This is a genomic window from Stenotrophomonas sp. SORGH_AS_0282 (assembly GCF_030818125.1).
GTDB classification, from domain to species: Bacteria; Pseudomonadota; Gammaproteobacteria; order Xanthomonadales; family Xanthomonadaceae; genus Stenotrophomonas; species Stenotrophomonas rhizophila_A.
Window position 1 is genome coordinate 1,156,698 of sequence record NZ_JAUTAB010000001.1, and the last position, 16,423, is coordinate 1,173,120.

Consider the following 16,423-nt stretch of genomic DNA (forward strand, 5'->3'; position numbering starts at 1 on the left):
GCTGCTCAACCGACCACCGGCAGGGTCAATGCGCCGATCAGTGACGACATCGCCTTCTGCCGGGTGGTGATGGCCCCGACCGCTTCGAACAGCGCATACAGCTGGGCGCGCCGGGTTTCGGCATCGGCTGCCTGCGTGAAGGCATCCAGCGTGCTGGTATCCGCGTTTTCGCGGCGGGTGGTGGCACCGCCCATGGTGGACGTGGGCTCACGCTGAAGCCAGTAGCGCGCTTCGAGCGCGGGCACCGAGCGGGGGTCGGTGAGCGCTTCGGCCAACCGGTCCAGGTCGGCGCCATGCGAGTCCAGCAACGCCGCCCACGTTTCGGGACGTGGCTGGGTAGCCGAGCTCAGCGACAGGTACCGCATCAGCGCGCTGGTCAGCGTGCCTTCGCCCAGGCGGTCGTAGCGGGTAAACCGGCTGGCGCGGCTGTGCTGCACCGACAGGGTGGGCGACAGCCCCGGCAGCACGGGGACCGGCACGGTCAGATCCACCGTCTGCGCGGTGCCCGTGGCCACGCGCACCGCGTGCAGGTGATTGCCGCGCGCGGAGGCGGGGAAATCCGGGTCGGTCTGGTACGACGGCCGGAAGAATCGCACCATGCACTGGGCGGTGGCGTTGACCCCGAGTTCGGCCGACAGCGGGGTAGTGAGCGCTTCAGCCTCGCGCAATGGCAGCGCGCCCCAGTCCGGCAGCTGTCGTTCGACTTCGCGCAGGATCGTGCCAAGCGCGGGTGCGAGATGCGCTTCGAAGGTCAGTTCCAGGTAATCGCCCGCACGCAACGGATCCGGATCCTGTCGGACGTGGCGTGCAAATTTCACCCCTCCGGTGGCCGTGAGCAGGGGCAGCGTCGCCGAGAGCGACAGGCTGCCACTGAGTGTGTCGATTTTCTGGATCTGCTCACGGAACGCATGGGTTGCCCGATAGACCCATGCGCGGTCGTGCGGCATGGGGGTATCGTGGATGCGCCGCGCTTGGGCCTGCACGCTGCGCTGCAGGCGGGTCCAATCCGCATGCGCTGCCGCTGCGCGGGTGTCGGGTGCCGGCACCGCCTGCAGCCAGGCGAGCGTGTCGAGCAGGGCGATCATCACCGGTTCGGGCGCTGCGGTGCTGCCGCCCCAGTCGCGTGCCAGTGACGCCAGCGGCGCGCGTGCCTGCGCCGGCGCACGCAACGACAGGTCGGCCAGCGCCTGCAGGTGATCGTACGCAACGCCGAGATGTGCCACGGCCTTCTGTCGTCTTTCAAGGGTATCCGGGGCGCGCGGCGACGCCATGATCTCCTGGACGATCTGCAGCGCGTGCGAACGGGGCTGGTTGCCCACCAGATGCGCTACGCGCGCTTCCAGAACGGTGCGGATGCCGGGATCTTTGCTGGCAGGCAGGCCGTCTTCGCCGAGCTCGGTCAGCCGGGTCGGCAGCGCCGCCCGCAGTACCGTGCGATTGGCCGCAGCGGTGGCGCCGAGCTGGCCCAGCCCATAGCCGGCACTGGCGGCCAGCGCGCCGCCATGGGTGGTCATGCCGGCGGTGATCAACAGGCCGCGCTTGCCGAATGCCAGTGGCTGCGCCACGGCCTGCTTGCCGAGCAGGACCGGCAGCGTCGACTGCAAGGCCATTGCGCGGCTGGTGCGCTCGTCGTAGCGGTCGCGACGTGGCTCGGTCACGCGCTTGAACGCGCGCTGCAGGACGTTGCCGCCCAACCGGCGGGCGACCGATGCATGCGCCAGGCGCAGCACGCGGGTGCGCATCGACATGGAGATGTCCGCATCGCCTTCGGTCGAGTAGCCGCTCAGTCTGCCTTCCACGCCTACCCCGGGTGCGACGGTGGCCTGGGCGCCGGCTTCAGCACTTACCGTCGCGCTGCGGATGGTGGCGACCGTCAGGTCGTCGAAGGTGGCCACGCTGGATTCCTGGCGTGCACCGGCCGCCGCGCCGGCATGCACGCCGCTGGGCAACCCTAAGCGCACGCCCAGCATGCCGCCGGTGCCGGCGCTGCGCTGCGAACCCGGCAGCGCGTTGATGCGTTCGCGCTCGGTGTGGCGTGCGATCTGCTCGTGCAGCATCGCCTCGGCGCGTGCTGCGCGGGTCAGGTCGTACAGCGCCGCTCGCAGTGCCTTCTGCCGTTCGGGGACATGGCGGCCGTTGGGCAGGCGCTTGATCGCACGCAGCAGCGCGCTGCTCTGCTTGCGGGCCAACGGCTCGCGTGGGTCCAGGTCCAGCACCTCCAGTGCGTTGGCAAAATCCGCAGGCGCTTCGGCGCGGCACTGCGCCAGCAGGGCATGGATCTGGCCGCTGAGCACGACCAGTGCATGCTCGGTGGGCCCGGGTGCGCTGGGTGCATCCTCCCGCTCCTGGTCGGTGTTGGACGCTGAAGCGGGCATCCGCGATACGCGGGCGGGTGCGGGCTGCGGCCGGGTCGCGTGGTTGCTGATACCGGTCAGCGGGATGGCCCGGGTCGGGCCCGCCGCGGCATCGCGCGGCCTGCGCAGGGCCAGCGCGGTGGCGCGGGTGACGAGGGTGGAAAGGGGCCTGGCGTGAGTTGCTGGGAACATGCGGTGTCCTCGGTGGTGGGCGGATCCTCGCTCTGGAACCTAGCCGTGCGGCGGGCCGTTGGACATTGCAGTATTCGCAGACAGTTCACCGGGGGTTTCCGTTGATGAACCTCCTGCGCGGGCCATCGAAACTTTCTTCCTCTTGACGTCATCGATGGCGTGTATCGGTCCTCGTGCATCGGAACCGGGCGGCAAGGCCTGGTATGGCGGGAAATCCGGGCTTCAAACCGCCCGATGCGCCCTGCGCGGTGATGTCGCGGCCGGACGCATGCGACCACCCTCCATGTCCCGCGCTGTCAGTTCCTGCCCATGCAGCAGACGAAATGATGAACATGTCGCACAACCGGAAATCCGAATTTGGCTTTAGGAGTTTCCCTAATGCGTTGTCGGTTGAAGCCTGCTTTGCGTATCAGGGATGTCGTGGCAGGCGCTGGATGCGCGAAACGCGATGAGCGGCGTTGGTCAAACGGGGTGCCGCAGCCAACGCCACAGCGTCGTGCGCGATACGCCCAGCTGTGCGGCCAGTTGCTCCCGGTTGCCCTGATGTTCGACCAGCCACTGTTGCAGGGTTGCTGGCGAGGGGCGTGCGGGCGCAGGGCCGGCATGCAACGCGGCGCTGTCGGGCACGACAGCGCCGCCCGAAGCCGGCAGAAGTTCGGGCAGCCAAGACTGCAGCTGTGCCAGGCTCAATGCACCCTGGTCGATCCGCCAGTGGATGCGCAGGCGGTCAACCAGGTTGCGCAGTTCACGCACGTTGCCCGGCCAGGCATACCCGCACAGGCGCTCGGTGGCGGCCGCATCCAGCGGCGACGGGCGCTGGCCCAACTGCCGGAAGAAGTGCTCCAGCAGCATCGGCACGTCCTGCGGGCGCTCGCGCAGGGTAGGGAGTGCAATCCGCAGCGCGGCCAGGCGGTAGTAGAGGTCGCGCCGGAAGCGCTGCGCGTCCACCAGCGATTCCAGCGTCTGCAGGGTGGCCGCCACCACGCGCACATCCACCGGGGTGGGTTCAGTCGCACCGACCCGCAGCACTTCGCGCTCTTCCAGGACCCGCAACAGACGCGTCTGCAGCGGCAACGGCAGCTCGCCGATTTCGTCCAGGAACAACGTGCCGCCATCGGCAGCTTCTACCAGGCCGACCCGTCCACCACGCCGCGCGCCAGTGAAGGCGCCTTCGGTGTAGCCGAACAGTTCCGCTTCCAGCAGCGACTCACTGATTGCCCCGCAGTTGAGCGCCACGAAGCGGCCTCTGCGGCCACTGGCGGCGTGCAGCTGCCGGGCGACCAGTTCCTTGCCGGTGCCGGTGGCGCCGGTAACCAGCACGGTGCTGTCGTGCGGGGCATACAAGGCAATGCGCTCGCGCACCTGCTGCATCGAAGGGCTTTCGCCGAGCAGGCGCTGATCGGTGGGGCGCGAGCGGGCAGGGGCACGCCGGCGCGGTGCGGCCACGCCGGAGCGGGCCAGGGTCTGGGTCAGTTCCAGCGCGTGTTCGAAGGCCTGGCGCACCGAATCGGCCGAGTACAGCAGCACGCCGGGCAGGCCCACGCGTTCGGCGTGGTCGATGGCCATGCCGGTGCCGACGATCACCTCGATGCCGTTGGCACGCATGTCGGCGATGCAGTCGCGCGCATCTTCGCGGGTGACGAAGCGGCGGTGTTCGATATCCAGCCCGAAGCTGTGCTGGAAGCTGCCGAAACTGGGCACGTCGGTGGCGTGGGTAACCAGCCCGATCCTGGATGCGATCCGCCGCGCCCGGGCGAGTGCTTCCATCAGGTCGAAGCCGTTGGCCTGGATCGGTACCAGTGGTACCTCCAGGCGGCTGCGCAGGTAGGCGGCGTTGGAGCCGCCTGCAATGACCACATCGCAATGCTCGCGACGCAGGCGCTGGCCGATCACGTCCACCGCCTCTTCAAAGCCGAGGTTGATGGGGACGATCCGCGCGCGGCGGTCGAACTCCGGGATGACGTCGCCGAGCAGGCCGGTCAGGCGCGACACGCTCACCGTCCAGATCACCGGCAGGGCGCCGGGATCCAGATCGGGCAGGCGGGGGCGGGGCAGGCGGATGGACATCGTCGGGTACCGTGTTTCAGTTCCATCCATGTTACATCCGTTTCAATGTTTCAAAGTGAAACAAGCCGGGGCGACGGCCAAGCCAGTGGAATCAATCACTTGCGAGTTGGCACGCGCCTTGCGCCTGTTACCCGACAACCACGATGGAATGTTGCCCATGAGCACCCCTGTTTCCTCCGCCGGCGCCCGTTTCCGCGCCGCGCTGGCCGCCGAATCGCCGCTGCAGGTGATCGGGGCGATCAACGCCAACCACGCCCTGCTGGCGCAGCGCGCCGGCTACCGTGCCATCTACCTGTCGGGTGGCGGCGTCGCGGCCGGCTCGCTGGGCCTGCCCGACCTGGGCATCAACACCCTGGAAGATGTGCTGATCGACGTGCGCCGCATCACCGACGTGTGCGACCTGCCGCTGATGGTCGACATCGACACCGGCTTTGGCCCGAGCGCGTTCAACATCGCGCGCACGGTCAAATCGCTGATCAAGGCCGGCGCAGCCGCCTGCCATATCGAAGACCAGGTCGGCGCCAAGCGCTGCGGGCATCGGCCGGGCAAGGAGATCGTCACCCAGGGCGAGATGGTGGACCGGGTCAAGGCGGCCGCCGATGCGAAGACCGATCCGGATTTCTTCCTGATCGCGCGCACCGACGCCATCCAGGTGGACGGCGTGGATGCCGCGATCGAGCGCGCCATCGCCTGCGTGGAGGCCGGTGCCGACGGCATCTTCGCCGAGGCCGCCTACGACCTGGCCACCTACCGCCGCTTCGTGGACGTAGTGAAGGTGCCGGTACTGGCCAACATCACCGAATTCGGCAAGACCCCGCTGTTCAGCCGCGATGAACTGGCCTCGGCCGGCGTGGCCATCCAGCTGTTCCCGCTGTCGGCGTTCCGTGCGGCCAACAAGGCTGCCGAGAACGTGTATGAGACCATTCGCCGCGACGGCCACCAGAAGAACGTGGTGGACAGCATGCAGACGCGCGAGGAACTGTACGACCGTATCGGCTACCACGCCTTCGAGCAGCAGCTCGATGCGCTGTTCGCCGCCAAGAAGTAACGTCGCACCATTGTTTTCTGGAGGGATCATGAGCGAAGCAACCACCGCCCCCGGCTTCAAGCCGAAGAAGTCCGTCGCCCTGTCGGGCACCGCCGCCGGCAACACTGCCCTGTGCACCGTCGGCCGCAGCGGCAACGACCTGCATTACCGCGGCTATGACATCCTGGACCTGGCCAACACCAGCGAGTTCGAGGAAATCGCCCACCTGTTGGTGCACGGCAAGCTGCCCACCCGCGCCGAGCTGGTCGCCTACAAGGCCAAGCTGAAGTCGCTGCGCGGCATCCCGGCCGCGGTCAAGGCCGCGCTGGAAGAACTGCCGCCGTCGGCGCACCCGATGGACGTGATGCGCACCGGCGTTTCCGTGCTGGGCTGCGTGTCGCCGGAAAAAGACGACCACAACCACCCCGGTGCCCGCGACATCGCCGACAAGCTGATGGCCTGCCTGGGCTCGATGCTGCTGTACTGGTACCACTGGAGCCACAACGGCCGCGCGATCGACGTGGAAACCGACGACGATTCCATCGGTGGCCACTTCCTGCACCTGCTGCACGGCGAGAAGCCGCAGGATTCGTGGGTGAAGGCGATGCACACGTCGCTGATCCTGTACGCCGAGCACGAGTTCAACGCCTCGACGTTCACCTGCCGCGTCATCGCCGGTACCGGCAGCGACATGTACAGCTGCATCACCGGCGGCATCGGCGCGCTGCGCGGGCCGAAGCACGGCGGTGCCAATGAAGTGGCGTTCGAAGTGCAGAAGCGCTATGACTCCCCGGACGAAGCCGAGGCCGACATCAAGGCCCGCGTCGAGCGCAAGGAAGTGGTGATCGGCTTCGGCCATCCGGTCTACACCGTCAGTGATCCGCGCAACAACGTGATCAAGGACGTGGCCCGCGAGCTCTCGAGCGAGCAGCAGAACCTGAAGATGTACGACATCGCCGAGCGCCTGGAATCGGTGATGTGGGACATCAAGAAGATGTTCCCCAACCTGGACTGGTTCAGCGCCGTCAGCTACCACATGATGGGCGTGCCTACCGCGATGTTCACCCCGTTGTTCGTGATCGCCCGCACCTCCGGCTGGAGCGCGCACGTGATCGAACAGCGCATCGACGGCAAGATCATCCGCCCCAGCGCCAACTACACCGGCCCGGAAGACCAGGCCTTCGTGCCGATCGACCAGCGCCGCTGAACGAAGGGCCGGCCTACGGGCCGGCCTTTCCGCATTTTCCGCACGGCCCGCCAAACAGAAGCAGCTACCGCCAGCCATGAACACTGATTACCGCAAGACCCTACCCGGCACCGCGCTGGACTATTTCGATACCCGCGCGGCGGTCGATGCGATCGCCCCGGGCGCCTATGCCACGCTGCCGTACACCTCGCGCGTGCTGGCCGAAAACCTGGTGCGCCGCTGCGACCCGGCCACCCTGGAGGCCTCGCTGCGGCAGCTGATCGAGCGCCGCCAGGACCTGGATTTCCCGTGGTACCCGGCCCGCGTGGTGTGCCATGACATCCTCGGCCAGACCGCGCTGGTCGACCTGGCCGGCCTGCGCGATGCCATTGCCGACGCCGGTGGCGACCCGGCCCAGATCAACCCGGTGGTACCCACCCAGCTGATCGTGGATCACTCGCTGGCGGTGGAATACCCAGGCTTCGACAAGGCCGCGTTCGAGAAGAACCGCGCCGTTGAAGACCGCCGCAACGAAGACCGCTTCCACTTCATCAACTGGACCAAGAAGGCGTTCAAGAACGTCGATGTGATTCCGCCAGGCAACGGGATCATGCACCAGATCAACCTGGAGAAGATGTCGCCGGTGATCCAGGTGCGCGATGGCGTGGCCTTCCCCGATACCTGCGTGGGCACCGACAGCCACACCCCGCACGTGGACGCGCTGGGCGTGATCGCCATCGGCGTCGGCGGCCTGGAAGCGGAGAACGTCATGCTCGGCCGCGCCTCGTGGATGCGTCTGCCGGACATCATTGGTGTCGAGCTGACCGGTCGCCCGCAGCCGGGCATCACCTGTACCGACCTGGTGCTGGCGCTGACCGAGTTCCTGCGCAAGGAGCGCGTGGTGGGGGCGTGGATCGAGTTTTACGGTGAAGGCGCCACCGCGCTGACCATCGGCGACCGCGCCACCATTTCCAACATGACCCCGGAGTTCGGCGCCACTGCCGCGATGTTCTCGATTGACCAGCAGACCTTGGACTACCTGCGCCTGACCGGCCGCGAAGAGACCCAGGTGCAGCTGGTGGAAACCTACGCCAAGGTGACCGGCCTGTGGTCGGACGACCTGGGCCAGGTGCGCTACGAGCGCGTGCTGCAGTTCGACCTGTCCAGTGTGGTGCGCAACATGGCTGGCCCGTCCAACCCGCACAAGCGGGTGGCCACCAGCGAACTGGCCGCGCGCGGCATCGCCGACGAAGCCAAGCTGGCCTCCGGGAAGCTCGAGCAGGAGCAGGGGCTGATGCCTGACGGCGCGGTGATCATCGCGGCCATTACCAGCTGTACCAACACCAGCAACCCGCGCAACGTGATTGCCGCCGCGTTGCTGGCGCGCAACGCCAACCGTGCCGGTCTGAGCCGCAAGCCGTGGGTGAAGAGCTCGCTGGCACCCGGTTCCAAGGCCGTCCAGCTGTACCTGGAAGAGGCCGGCCTGATCGGCGACCTCGAACAGATGGGCTTCGGCATCGTCGGGTTTGCCTGCACCACCTGCAACGGCATGAGCGGTGCGCTGGATCCGAAGATCCAGCAGGAAGTGATCGACCGCGACCTGTACGCCACCGCCGTGCTGTCGGGCAACCGCAACTTCGACGGGCGCATCCATCCGTATGCCAAGCAGGCCTTCCTGGCCTCGCCGCCGCTGGTGGTGGCCTACGCCATTGCCGGCACGGTGCGCTTCGACATCGAGAAGGACGCGCTGGGCTTCCGCGCCGATGGCAGCGCGATCACCCTCAAGGACCTGTGGCCGAGCGATGCCGAGATCGACGCGGTGGTGGCTGCCAGCGTCAAGCCGGAACAGTTCCGCCAGGTCTATGAGCCGATGTTCACCTTCAAGGTCGAACACGGTGCGCCGATCAGCCCGCTGTACGACTGGCGCCCGCAGAGCACCTACATCCGCCGCCCGCCGTACTGGGAGGGTGCGTTGGCCGGCGAGCGCGGGCTGACCGGCATGCGTGCGCTGGCGGTGCTGGGCGACAACATCACCACCGACCACCTGTCGCCGTCCAATGCGATCCTGGCCAGCAGCGCCGCCGGTGAGTACCTGGCGAAGATGGGCCTGCCCGAGGAGGACTTCAATTCCTACGCGACCCACCGCGGCGACCACCTCACCGCGCAGCGTGCCACCTTCGCCAACCCGAAGCTGATCAATGAAATGGCCGTGGTCGATGGCCAGGTCAAGCAGGGTTCGCTGGCGCGCATCGAGCCGGAAGGCAAGGTCACCCGCATGTGGGAGGCGATCGAAACCTATATGGAGCGCAAGCAACCGTTGATCATCATTGCCGGTGCCGATTACGGCCAGGGCAGCTCGCGCGACTGGGCCGCCAAGGGCGTGCGCCTGGCCGGCGTGGAAGCCATCGCCGCCGAGGGTTTCGAACGCATCCATCGCACCAACCTGATCGGCATGGGCGTACTCCCGCTGGAGTTCAAGCCGGGCGTGAACCGCCTGTCGCTGGGGATCGACGGTACCGAAACCTTCGACGTGGTCGGTGAGCGCGTGCCGCGCGCCGAGCTGACCCTGGTGATCAACCGCCGTGACGGGGAACAGCTGCGGGTGCCGGTCACCTGCCGCCTGGACACTGCAGAAGAAGTCTCGATCTACGAAGCGGGCGGGGTGTTGCAGCGATTTGCGCAGGACTTCCTGGAATCCTCGCAGGTGGCGTGAAATCCTGTGGTTTCTACTGAATCTGAAGGATGAATGGGGGTGCGCTTGCAGCCATGTGGCTGTAGGCGCACCATCTATGGCAAGAATTGCCATAGGAGGCCCCCATGGCCACGATGAACATCTCGCTCAGTGACCCGCTCAAGCAGTTTGTCGACGAAGAAGTCAGTGAAGGCGGCTACTCCAGTACCTCCGATTACGTGCGTGACCTGATCCGCCAGCGTCAGCGGAGCAAATCGGAAGACCTGCTCCGCAAGTTGGTTGCAGAGGGCCTTGCCTCAGGAACCGCAGAGCCGCTGGAAGCCGATCATTTCAATCGCATGCGTGAGCGGGCCAAGGAGCGCAGCGGGAAATGAAGCCCTCCCGTTGGTATCCACGCGCGCTCCAGGACGCCGACGAGGCGGCCCAGTGGTTCGCCGGCGCAGGCGGAACGGCGCTGGAACTGGCTTTCATCGATGCACTTCAGGCAGCCGTTGAACTGTTGGAGCGGCACCCGGAAGCAGGCTCAACCCGACACGATGGTGTCCTGGATCTTCCTGAAGGATCGCTGCGCTTCCTTCCCATTCGTCGTTTTGATGACTACCTCATCTACTACATAGCGTTGGCCGACCACATCCGTGTCGTCAGGATCTGGAATGCACGTCGCGGCCTTGATGCCCTATTGGATACGCAATGACCTATCTTCCCCAACTCCGCATTCCCGCCACCTACATGCGCGGTGGCACCAGCAAGGGTGTGTTCTTCCGCCAGCAGGACCTGCCGTTTGCCGCGCAGAAGCCAGGTCCGGCGCGTGATGCGCTGCTGATGCGCGTGATCGGTTCGCCCGATCCCTATGGCAAGCACACCGACGGCATGGGCGGGGCGACCTCCAGCACCAGCAAGTGCGTGATCATCTCGGCGCCATCGGTGCCCGACCATGACGTGGATTACCTCTACGGGCAGGTCTCGATCGACACCGCGTTCGTGGACTGGAGCGGCAACTGCGGCAACCTCAGCACCGCCGTGGGACCGTTCGCGATCAGCAACGGTTTCATCGATCCGACCCGTGTTCCACGCAACGGTATCTGCACGGTGCGGATCTGGCAGGCCAACATCGGCAAGACCATCCTGGCCCACGTGCCGGTGGTGGACGGGCAGGTGCAGGAGATCGGCGACTTCGAACTGGACGGGGTGACCTTCCCGGCCGCTGAGATCGCGCTGGAGTTCCTCGATCCGTCCGACGACGGCGAAGGCGAGGGCGGTTCTATGTTTCCCACCGGCAACCTGGTCGACACGCTGGACGTGCCCGGCGTGGGCAGCTTCCAGGTGACGATGATCAGCGCTGGCATTCCCACGATCTTCCTCAACGCGGCGGACCTGGGCTACACCGGTACCGAGCTGCAGCCGGCGATCAACGAGGACAAGGCCGCGCTGGCCCGGTTCGAGGCGATCCGCGCCCACGGCGCAGTGCGCATGGGCCTGATCGACAGCATCGACCAGGCTGCCACCCGCCAGCACACGCCCAAGGTTGCGTTCGTCGCCCCGGCGCAGGACTACGTGTCCTCCAGTGGCAGGCAGATCGCGGCGGGCGACATCGACCTGCATGCCCGCGCGCTGTCGATGGGCAAGCTGCACCACGCCATGATGGGTACCGCGGCGGTGGCCATCGGCACGGCTGCCTCCATTCCGGGCACGCTGGTGAACTTGGCGGCCGGCGGCGGCGAGCGCGGCGCGGTCACCTTCGGGCATCCATCGGGAACCCTGCGTGTGGGCGCGGAGGCGGCGCAGGTCGATGGCCAGTGGACCGTGACCAAAGCGATCATGAGTCGCAGCGCACGGGTGCTGATGGAAGGCGCGGTAAGGGTCCCGGCCGGGACCGTCTGACCGCCCGGTACGCACCACCTGGGACACGCCATGCGTGTCCAGGCAGCCCGTAACGCCCGGGTGCATAATGAAGCCCTTGTTCAAGGAGCGACATATGGCAACGGTCGGGCGGTGGGGCTGGAAGGGAATCCTGGGGATGGCGCTGGTCGCCGGCCTGGCACTGGGGATCGGCGGCTGCAAGCGCAACGACAGCGGCCAGCTGCCGACGCCGTCGGGCGCGCCGATTGCCGCCAAGGCCGAAGCCGTAAGCGAATTCACCCTGGTACGCGCCTTCCCCGACCAGAAGAGTGATGGTCTGTCGCTGGCCCTCGAGTTCTCGCGGCCGCTGGTCGGCACCCAGGACTTCGACACACTGGTCCGCTTCGGCGAAAAGGTCGGCACCGAGGACAGCAGCTGGACCCTGTCCGACGACGGCAAGACCCTGCGCTACCCGTTCGTCGAGGCGGCCAAGGAGTACACCCTGATCGTCTCGCCGGACCTGCTGGCCGCCGACGGCAGCCGGATCGGCAAGGAACTGCGCCAGAAGGTCTTCAGCGGTGAGCTCAAGCCGGTGGCCGGCTTCGCCTCGCAGGGCAGCGTGCTGCCGGCGCGCGAAAGCCGCGGCCTGCCGGTGGTGTCGGTCAACGTGAAGGAAGTGGACGTGGAGTTCCTGCGCGTGCGCGACAAGGAACTGTCCAGCTTCTTCAGCCAGTACCAGCGCGGCGGCCGCCGTGGCAGCTGGGAGCTGGACAGCGAATACGGCGACAAGACCCCGATGTCGCAGCTGGCCGAGCCGGTCTACGTCAACCGCTTCGTGCTGGGCGGCAAGCAGAACGAGCGCGTGCTGACCTACCTCCCCACCCAGGACATCAAGGAACTGCAGGAGCCGGGCCTGTACTTCGCGGTGATGAAGCGCAGCGGCTCGTTCGACAGCGAGTTCGACACCGCCTTCTTCACCGTCAGCGACATCGGCCTGCACACCCGCGCCTACAAGGACACCCTGTTCGTGCACACCGCCTCGCTGCAGAGCGGCGCGGCGCTGAAGAAGATCGACCTGCGCATCATCGACGCGAAGGGCGAGGTGGTGCTCAAGGGCAGTACCGACGGCAACGGCAACGCGCTGCTCAACTACACCCTGGATGCGGGCCATGTGCTGATTGCCAGCAGCGGTGCGGATACCTCGATGCTGCCGTTCAACCAGCCGGCGCTGGACCTGAGCGAGTTTGCCGTGGCCGGCCGCGACAACGCGTGGTTCGACGTGTTCGCCTGGTCCGGTCGCGACCTGTACCGCCCCGGCGAAACCGTGCGCATTTCCGCGCTGCTGCGCGACAACGACGGTAAGCCGGTCAGCGGCCCTGGCAAGGGCGGGCAGCCGGTGTTCCTGCGCCTGAAGCAGCCTGACGGCAAGACCTTCCGCGAAACCCGCCTGCAACCGGGCGAGCAGGGCTACCTGAGCTTCGAACAGACCATCCCGGTGGAAGCGCCGACCGGGCGCTGGCAGGTGGAGTTCCGCACCAACCCGGCCAGCAAGGAGGCGATCCAGGGCATGACCCTGCGCATCGAGGAGTTCCTGCCCGAGCGCATGAAGCTGGACCTGGACAGCCCGCAGAAGACCCTCAAACCGGGCGAGCCGCTCAAGCTGCAGGCCGATGCGGCCTACCTGTACGGTGCGCCGGCCGATGGCAACCGCTTCACCGCGCGCCTGGCGGTGGCGGCCGAGCAGTCGCCGGTGGACTCGCTGCCGGGCTACTTCTTCGGCGACCCGACCCTGGAGCTGCCGCGCGAGGCGCGCGATGTGATCGATACCGAGTTCCCCGCCGACGGCACGCTGCGCCAGGACGTGGAGCTGCCGGCCGAGGTCAAGGCCAGCGCGCCGGTGGCGGTGGTGCTGTCGGGCAGCGTGTATGAAACCGGCGGGCGCACGGTCAGCCGCACCCTGAAGCGGGTGCTGTGGCCGGCCCCGGTGCTGGTCGGCGTGCGCCCGCTGTTCAACCCCGATGACGGCGCCGATGCGAACAGCAACGCGCGCTTTGAAGTCCTGCGCGTGGATGCGGCCGGCAAGCCACAGCCCGGCAAGGGCCTGAAGGTCACCCTGGTGCGCGAGCTGCGTGATTACCACTGGACCTTCAACGACAACCGTTGGGATTACGACTTCAGCCGCCGCTTCGAAAACAAGGAAAGCCGCACCCTGGACGCCGGCAGCGCGGCGGTGGGCGTGGACTTCCCGGTGGAATGGGGCGAGTACCGCCTGGATGTGTTCGACCCGGCCACCGGGCTGACCAGCCGTTACCCGTTCCACGCCGGCTGGAGCTGGAACGACGAAAACCGCGGCCTGGATGCACGCCCGGACAAGATCAAGCTGGGCCTGGACAAGACCGGCTACAAGGCCGGCGACAAGGTCCGCGTCACCGTCACCCCGCCGCACGCCGGCAAGGGCTTGCTGATGGTTGAAAGCGACAAGATGCTGTACGTGCAGGAGATCGACGCCAAGCCGGGCAGCACCTTCGACATTCCGGTCACCGCCGAGTGGGAGCGCCACGATGTCTACATCACCGCGCTGGTGTTCCGCGGTGGCAGTGCGCCGAGCAAGATCACCCCGGCCCGCGCGGTCGGCGTGGTGCACGTGCCGATGGACCGCAAGGCACGCCAGATCGCGGTCGGCCTGTCCGCCCCCAAGCAGATGCGGCCGGAGCAGACCCTGCCGGTGACGGTGAGCGCGCCGCAGCTGGCGGGCAAGCTGGCGCATGTCACGGTCTCGGCGGTGGACGTGGGCATCCTCAACATCACCCGCTTCCCGGTGCCCGATGCGGCCGGCCACTTCTTCGCCCAGCGTCGCCTTGGCGTGGATGCTTACGACATCTACAGCCGGGTGATCGAAAGCTTCGATGGCAGCAGCGGCAAACTGAAGTTCGGTGGTGACATGGCCCTGGCCGCGTTGCCGCAGGCCAAGCGCCCCACCGCGCGCGTGCAGACCGTGGACCTGTTCTCCGGCCCGGTGAAACTGGATGCCAAGGGCATTGCCCGGATCGCCTTGAAGGTGCCGGATTTCAACGGCACCCTGCGCGTCTCCGCGCTGGTCTACGCCGATGACCAGTACGGCAAGCGCGACGTGGAAACCGTGGTGCGTGCGCCGATCCTGGCTGAAGCCAGCATGCCGCGCGTGCTGGCCCCGGGCGACCGCAGCACGGTCACCCTGGATGTGCAGAACTTCACCGGCAAACCGGGCGAGTTCAACGTGCAGGTCGATGGGATCGGCCCGCTGACCCTCGGCGAGCCCAGCCGGGCGCTCAAGCTCAATGCCGATGCCAAGAGCACGCTCAGCTTCCCGCTGGTGGCGCGCGAGGGCTACACGGTGGCCAAGGTGCGGGTGCGGGTGGAAGGCAACGGCTTCAAGGTCGACCGCCGTTATGACCTGCCGGTACGCGCGGCGTGGCCGCAGGTGCTGCGCGCGCAGACCCGCACGCTGGACCCGCTGGCCGACGTGGAGCTGGGCGCCGGCCTGGCCGATGGCCTGATGAGCGATTCGGTCACCGCGCGCATGCTGGTCAGCGCGCTGCCGCCGATTCCCTTCGCCAGTGCGCTCGACGGTGCGCTGAAGTATCCGTATGGCTGCGCCGAGCAGACCACCAGCAAGGGCTACGCCGCACTGATGCTGGATGAAGCCACCTCGGCCATGCTCGGTGCCGATGGGCTGGATGCCAGGACCCGCCGCGAACGCATGGAAGGCGCGTTCGGCCGCCTGGCGTCGATGCAGGTAGCCAACGGCAACTTCTCGATGTGGGGCGACGACGGCTACGTCAACCCGTGGCTGACCCCGTACATCGCCGAGTTCCTGCTCGACGCCAAGGACGCCGGCTTCGCCGTGCCCGACGGTGTGCTGCAGAAGGCGCTCAACCGGCTCAGCGAGGACCTGCTGTCCGGCGGCAACCAGTTCTACGGCGAGGACCGCCGCGAGAACCTGAAATTCGCCAACCAGGCGTATTCGGGCTACGTGCTGGCGCGGGTCAACCGGGCCCCGCTGGGTACCCTGCGCGCGCTGTACGACAACGAACGCAGCAAGTCGCTGACCGGGCTGTCGCTGGTCCACCTGGGCATCGCGCTGTCGCTGCAGGGCGACCACAAGCGGGGTGACGCAGCCATTGCGGCCGGTTTCGCCAAGCCCAGCAGCGATCGCCCGCAGTACTTCGGCGATTACGGCAGCGCGGTGCGCGACGATGCGTTGATGATCGCGCTGCTGCACGAGCGCAAGCTGTCCAAGCCCGCCTACGACGCACGCGCGGTGGAACTGGGCCGCGCGCTGGATGCCCGCCGCAACAACGGCTGGATGTGGCTGAGTACGCAGGAACAGGTGGCCATCGCCCGCCTGGGCAAGGCGCTGGCGGCCAACCAGACCAGGCAGGTATCCGGCGAGCTGGCCGTCGGGGGCGAAGTGGAAGCGATTGCCGCGCGCCGCATGTTCGGCCGCAGTTTCGACTACGCCTCACTGGCCAAGGGCGTGCGGTTCAGCCCCAAGGGCGAGCCGCCGATGTTCGCCAGCCTGGAAGTGGCGGGCATTCCGCGCACCGCGCCGGAACCGGACAGCCGCACCCTCGGCGTGGAACGCAGCTGGTTCACCACCGACGGCAAGCCGTGGACCCCGCGTGCGCTGAAGGAAGGCGAAGCACTGATCGTGCGGGTCAGCGTGACCCCGAACGTGGACATGCCCGACGCGCTGCTGACCGACCTGCTGCCGGCCGGGCTGGAGATCGAGAACTTCAACCTGGGCGATGCCAAGCAGTGGGCCGACGTGGTGGTCGATGGACTGCGCGTTGAAGACCGTGGCGAGGCGGCGACGCTGCGCCATGAGGAGTTCCGCGACGACCGCTACGTGGCCGCGCTCAAGCTCTCGCGCGGCAGCACCGCCAAGGTGTTCTACCTGGTGCGTGCGGTCACCCCCGGCACCTACACGGTGCCACCGCCGCTGGTCGAGGACATGTACCGGCCCGACCTGCGCGGGGTGGGGCGCAGCAACCCGACCACGCTGACGGTGGTCCAGCCGTGACCAA

The 16,423-nt window shown here is 67.4% G+C and carries 9 protein-coding genes; 7 read left to right on the top strand and 2 right to left on the bottom strand.

Annotated elements, in window-relative coordinates; all coding sequences use genetic code 11:
• Positions 1 to 5: 5 nt before the first annotated feature.
• Both QE395_RS04965 and prpR read right to left on the bottom strand, forming a co-directional pair.
• Positions 6 to 2,546 carry a hypothetical protein gene (locus QE395_RS04965; RefSeq protein WP_249832940.1) on the bottom strand — a complete coding sequence of 847 codons (2,541 nt, stop codon included), beginning with the start codon at positions 2,544 to 2,546 and terminating at the stop codon, positions 6 to 8.
• Between the two features lie 462 nt (positions 2,547 to 3,008).
• Positions 3,009 to 4,613 carry a propionate catabolism operon regulatory protein PrpR gene (gene prpR, locus QE395_RS04970; protein ID WP_306987736.1) on the bottom strand — a complete coding sequence of 535 codons (1,605 nt, stop codon included), beginning with the start codon at positions 4,611 to 4,613 and terminating at the stop codon, positions 3,009 to 3,011.
• Positions 4,614 to 4,761: 148 nt separating this feature from the next.
• Here prpR and prpB point away from each other — a divergent pair, with 148 nt between their 5' ends.
• The 7 genes from prpB (at position 4,762) to QE395_RS05005 (ending at position 16,419) form a co-directional block, all read left to right on the top strand.
• Positions 4,762 to 5,661: a methylisocitrate lyase gene (gene prpB / locus QE395_RS04975; protein ID WP_306990420.1), complete on the top strand. Its 900-nt coding sequence runs from the start codon at positions 4,762 to 4,764 to the stop codon at positions 5,659 to 5,661.
• A 28-nt stretch (positions 5,662 to 5,689) separates the two neighbouring features.
• Positions 5,690 to 6,847, top strand: coding sequence for a 2-methylcitrate synthase (gene prpC / locus QE395_RS04980; protein WP_068853668.1), 1,158 nt, complete (start codon positions 5,690 to 5,692; stop codon positions 6,845 to 6,847).
• 76 nt (positions 6,848 to 6,923) lie between these two features.
• Positions 6,924 to 9,539: a Fe/S-dependent 2-methylisocitrate dehydratase AcnD gene (gene acnD / locus QE395_RS04985; RefSeq protein ID WP_306987738.1), complete on the top strand. Its 2,616-nt coding sequence runs from the start codon at positions 6,924 to 6,926 to the stop codon at positions 9,537 to 9,539.
• Between the two features lie 104 nt (positions 9,540 to 9,643).
• The gene (locus QE395_RS04990; protein ID WP_095364393.1) at positions 9,644 to 9,892 is read left to right on the top strand and encodes a type II toxin-antitoxin system ParD family antitoxin; all 249 of its coding nucleotides are present in this window, start codon (positions 9,644 to 9,646) and stop codon (positions 9,890 to 9,892) included.
• Entirely contained in the window at positions 9,889 to 10,212 is a 324-nt protein-coding gene (locus QE395_RS04995; protein ID WP_095364394.1) for a type II toxin-antitoxin system RelE/ParE family toxin, read from the top strand. Before QE395_RS04990 ends, QE395_RS04995 begins: the two co-directional genes overlap by 4 nt.
• Positions 10,209 to 11,399, top strand: a complete 1,191-nt coding sequence (gene prpF / locus QE395_RS05000; protein WP_249832936.1) for a 2-methylaconitate cis-trans isomerase PrpF — start codon at positions 10,209 to 10,211, stop codon at positions 11,397 to 11,399. Before QE395_RS04995 ends, prpF begins: the two co-directional genes overlap by 4 nt.
• Positions 11,400 to 11,493: 94 nt before the next feature.
• Positions 11,494 to 16,419, top strand: coding sequence for an alpha-2-macroglobulin (locus QE395_RS05005; protein WP_306987742.1), 4,926 nt, complete (start codon positions 11,494 to 11,496; stop codon positions 16,417 to 16,419).
• The last annotated feature ends 4 nt before the right edge of the window (positions 16,420 to 16,423 follow it).

Bases quoted from the DNA above. Each gene is read 5' to 3' on its own strand.
- QE395_RS04965 (WP_249832940.1), bottom strand. From the start codon at position 2,546: ATGTTCCCAGCAACTCACGCCAGGCCCCTTTCCACCCTCGTCACCCGC.
- prpR (WP_306987736.1), bottom strand. From the start codon at position 4,613: ATGTCCATCCGCCTGCCCCGCCCCCGCCTGCCCGATCTGGATCCCGGC.
- prpB (WP_306990420.1), top strand. From the start codon at position 4,762: ATGTTGCCCATGAGCACCCCTGTTTCCTCCGCCGGCGCCCGTTTCCGC.
- prpC (WP_068853668.1), top strand. From the start codon at position 5,690: ATGAGCGAAGCAACCACCGCCCCCGGCTTCAAGCCGAAGAAGTCCGTC.
- acnD (WP_306987738.1), top strand. From the start codon at position 6,924: ATGAACACTGATTACCGCAAGACCCTACCCGGCACCGCGCTGGACTAT.
- QE395_RS04990 (WP_095364393.1), top strand. From the start codon at position 9,644: ATGGCCACGATGAACATCTCGCTCAGTGACCCGCTCAAGCAGTTTGTC.
- QE395_RS04995 (WP_095364394.1), top strand. From the start codon at position 9,889: ATGAAGCCCTCCCGTTGGTATCCACGCGCGCTCCAGGACGCCGACGAG.
- prpF (WP_249832936.1), top strand. From the start codon at position 10,209: ATGACCTATCTTCCCCAACTCCGCATTCCCGCCACCTACATGCGCGGT.
- QE395_RS05005 (WP_306987742.1), top strand. From the start codon at position 11,494: ATGGCAACGGTCGGGCGGTGGGGCTGGAAGGGAATCCTGGGGATGGCG.